General features: G+C 72.4%; 3 protein-coding genes. All 3 read left to right on the top strand.

Annotated features, from left to right (window positions below; translation table 11 throughout):
- Positions 1–608, top strand: a 608-nt coding sequence (locus AC1DUQ_RS18875) for a beta-galactosidase trimerization domain-containing protein (protein ID WP_477074342.1), incomplete at its 5' end; no start/stop codon positions are given.
- A complete protein-coding gene (locus tag AC1DUQ_RS18870; protein WP_477061269.1) occupies positions 605–2,614 on the top strand; it encodes a beta-galactosidase in 2,010 nt (669 codons plus the stop codon). The genes AC1DUQ_RS18875 and AC1DUQ_RS18870, both read left to right, overlap by 4 nt.
- A gap of 300 nt (positions 2,615–2,914) precedes the next feature.
- Entirely contained in the window at positions 2,915–3,910 is a 996-nt protein-coding gene (locus AC1DUQ_RS18865; RefSeq protein ID WP_477074341.1) for an ABC transporter substrate-binding protein, read from the top strand.
- Positions 3,911–3,912: the final 2 nt, after the last annotated feature.

The raw sequence follows: 3,912 nt of genomic DNA, 5'->3' as shown, positions 1-3,912 counted from the left end.
ACCTGGTCGTCGGACCCCGCACCGGCTACGCCGACCACGAGGGCCGCGCCCGCGCCGAGGTGCAGCCCGCGCGCCTGTCCACCGCGGCGGGCGCCTGGTACGAGGAGTTCAGCAACCTCGCCGAGCCGGTGCCGGTCACCGGGGCGCTCGCGGGTGAGGCGACCGCGTGGGCCGAGTGCCTGGTCGCCGACGGCGCCGACGTGCTCGCCACCTACGAGCACCCGCACCTGGGCGCCTGGGCGGCGGCCACGACGCGGTCCCACGGCGCCGGTCGGATCACGGTCGTCGGCACCGTGCCCGGCCTGGAGCTCGCCCGGTCGCTGGCCGACTGGCTGGTGCCCGCCCCGCTCGCCGGCTGGGAGGACCTGCCCCCGAGCGTCACCGTCCACAGCTCCACCCGACCGGACGGCACCCGCGTCCACGTCGTGCACAACTGGTCCTGGGAGGCCGCCACCGTGACTGCTCCGACCGATCTCGACGTCCTCGTCGCCCCCCGGGGTGCCGCACCCGCCGACCCGCCGCCGTCGGACGCCGCCGGGCCGTCGGTCGCGCAGGGGTCCACGCTGAGCCTCGGCTCGTGGGACGTGCTCGTGGCGGTGGCCCGATGAGCCGCTGGACGGGCCCGTGGCCCACGGACGGCATCGCGTTCGGCGCCGACTACAACCCGGAGCAGTGGCCGCAGGAGGTGTGGGCCGACGACGTCGCGCTCATGCGGGAGGCCGGCGTCACGCTGGTGAGCCTCGGCATCTTCTCCTGGGGGCAGCTGGAGCCGGCGGAGGGCCAGTTCGACTTCGGCTGGCTGGACCGCATCCTCGACCTGCTGCACGAGGCCGGGATCCGCGTGGACCTGGCCACGCCGAGCGCCGCGCCCCCGGTCTGGCTGCACCTCGCGCACCCCGAGATGCTGCCGGTCGACGCCGACGGCCTGCGGTACACCCACGGCAGCCGCGAGTCGTGGTGCGTCTCCTCGCCCGTGATCCGGGAGCACGCCACCCGGATCGCCCGCGTGCTCGCCGAGCGCTACGGGCACCACCCCGCGGTGGCCATGTGGCACATCTCCAACGAGCTGGCCTGCCACAACGGCCGCTGCTACTGCGACGTGTCCGCCGCGGCGTTCCGCGACTGGCTGGGCAAGGAGTACGCCGACGTCGACGCGCTCAACCTCGCCTGGGGCACCGCGTTCTGGGGCCAGCGGTACGCGAGCCTCGACCAGGTGCTGCCGCCGCGCCGCACGACCACCATCCCCAACCCGGGCCAGCGGCTGGACTTCGAGCGGTTCTCCTCCGACGCCTTCGTCGCGCACCTCGACGCCGAGGCCGCCGTGCTGCGCGAGGTCACGCCGCACCTGCCGGTGACCACCAACTACATGGTCATGGGCGACTTTCACCAGATCGACTACACGCAGGCCACGCCGCTGATCGACATCGTGTCCAACGACCACTACCTGGGTGCCGAGGACCCGCGCGGCTGGGCGGAGCTGGCGTTCAGCGCCGACCGCGCGCGCGGGCTGGCGGGCGGCGACCCGTGGGTGCTCATGGAGCACTCGACGAGCGCGGTGAACTGGCAGCCCCGCAACCTGGCCAAGGAGCCGGGCCAGCTGCTGCGCAACTCCCTGCAGCACGTGGCCCGCGGCGCCGACGGCGTCCTGTTCTTCCAGTGGCGCCAGTCCCGTGCGGGTGCCGAGAAGTACCACTCGGGGATGGTGCCGCACGCCGGCGCCGACTCGGAGCTGTTCCGCGAGGTGGCCCACCTGGGCGCCACGCTCGGGCGGCTGGCCGAGGTGCGGGGCAGCGTCGTCGAGAAGGCCCGCGTCGCCCTGCTCTGGGACACCCAGGCCTGGTGGGCCAGCGAGCTCGAGGCGCACCCGACCGTCGACCTGCGGTACCTCGACCTGCCCCGGGCGCTGCACGGAGCGCTGCTCGACGCCGGGGTCGCGGTCGACGTGGTCCCCGCGACGTCGGACCTCGACGGCTACGACGTGGTCCTGGTCCCGACGCTCTATCTCGCGCCGGCGGACCTGTCCGACCGGCTGTCGGCGGTGGTCGAGCGCGGCGGCCAGGTGCTCGTCTCCTACTTCTCCGGCATCGTCGACGAGCACGACCGCGTCCTGCTCGGCGGCTACCCGGGCGCGTTCCGGGACCTGCTCGGCGTCCGGGTCGAGGAGTTCGCTCCGCTGCGCGAGGGCGGGTCCGTGCGGCTCAGCGACGGCTCGTCCGGCGAGGTGTGGACCGAGCGGTTCACGGCCGACGACGCCGAGGTGCTGGCCACCTATACCGACGGCCCGTCCGCTGGCGGTCCCGCCCTGACCCGGCGGACCGTCGACGGCGGGGGAGCGGCCTGGTACCTGTCGACGCGGCTCGACGTGCCGTCGACCGCGGCGCTCGTGGCGCGGGTGCTGGACGCTGCCGGTGTCACGCCGCTGGCCGAGGCGCCGGGCGGGCTCGAGCTCGTCCGCCGTGTCGGGGCGTCGGGCAGCTGGCTGTTCGCGATCAACCACACCGACGAGGACCTGCCCCTGCACGCCGCGGGGCGGGACCTCGTCGGCGACGTCGAGCACGCCGTGGGCGACCGCGTGGCCGCGCGCGGGGTGGTCGTCCTGCGCGAGCGCCCCTGAGCTCGCCAGGAGCTGCCTCTCGCGTCACTCCGTCACCACGCGTCACGACTGCGCCTGGATCGGACGTGCCGCGCGGGCTTGACCGTGCACCCGTCAGCTGCGAAGCGTGACCGGAATGCAACCTGACAATCGCGACAACTGACGGAATGTGAGCGCTAACATCAGGCGAACCACCTACTGGACCTCGGTCCGGCAGGACTCGTGCCCCGGTGCCCCGGGTGCGCGACGTGGGCCGACCGGCGTGGGTCGGGTCCGCGAGCGAGTGCGTTTCTCGAGGAGGAGAAGCAGATGGTCAGCAAGATGTTCAGGACACGATCGATCGCCGCAGGCATCGCGGTGCTCGCACTCGGGCTCGCAGCATGCAGCGGCAGCGGAGACTCCGGCGACGGGGAGACCGCAGGCGGCGACGGCGGCGGCGACGGCGCGATCTCCGTCGGCTTCAGCCAGGTCGGTGCCGAGAGCGGCTGGCGTGCCGCCAACACCAAGTCGATCCAGGACGCACTCACGGAGGACGCAGGCTTCAAGCTCAGCTTCTCCGACGCCCAGCAGAAGCAGGAGAACCAGATCCAGGCGATCCGGTCCTACATCGCGCAGGGCGTCGACTACATCGCGTTCTCCCCGGTGGTCGAGTCCGGCTGGGACAGCGTGCTCGAAGAGGCAAAGGACGCCGGCATCCCGGTCATCCTCACCGACCGCGCGGTCGACTCCGAGGACACGTCGCTCTACGTGACGTTCATCGGCTCCGACTTCGTCGAGGAGGGCAAGCGCATCGGTGACTGGGTGTCCGAGAACCTCGGCACCGAGCCCATCAACGTCGTCGAGCTGCAGGGCACCACGGGCTCCGCGCCCGCGATCGACCGCAAGACCGGGTTCGAGGACGCCATCGCCGGCAACGACAACATCTCGGTGATCGCCTCGGAGACCGGCAACTTCACGCGCGCCGAGGGCAAGACGGTCATGGAGGGCTTCCTGCRGGCCTACCCCGACATCGACGTCGTGTACGCGCACAACGACGACATGGGCCTCGGCGCCATCGAGGCGATCAAGGCGGCCGGCAAGGTGCCCGGTCAGGACATCAAGGTCGTCACCATCGACGGCGTCAAGGACGGCATGACCGCCCTCGCCGCCGGCGAGATCAGCTACATCGTCGAGTGCAACCCGCTGCTCGGCCCGGACCTCGCCGACATCATCAAGACCCTCGACGAGGGCGGCACCGTCGAGCCGCGCATCGTCACCAAGGACGAGGCGTTCGACCAGGCAGGTGCCCAGGCAGTACTGGCCGACCGGCAGTACTGACC

The sequence above is a fragment of the Cellulomonas sp. P4_B5_2 genome, assembly GCF_056402235.1.
Note: the sequence above shows the minus strand (reverse complement) of the source record. Positions and strands in the feature narration are given on the sequence as shown.

What these genes read in the sequence shown, in the direction of transcription:
- AC1DUQ_RS18870 (WP_477061269.1), top strand. Translation starts at nt 605, where the DNA reads ATGAGCCGCTGGACGGGCCCGTGGCCCACGGACGGCATCGCGTTCGGC.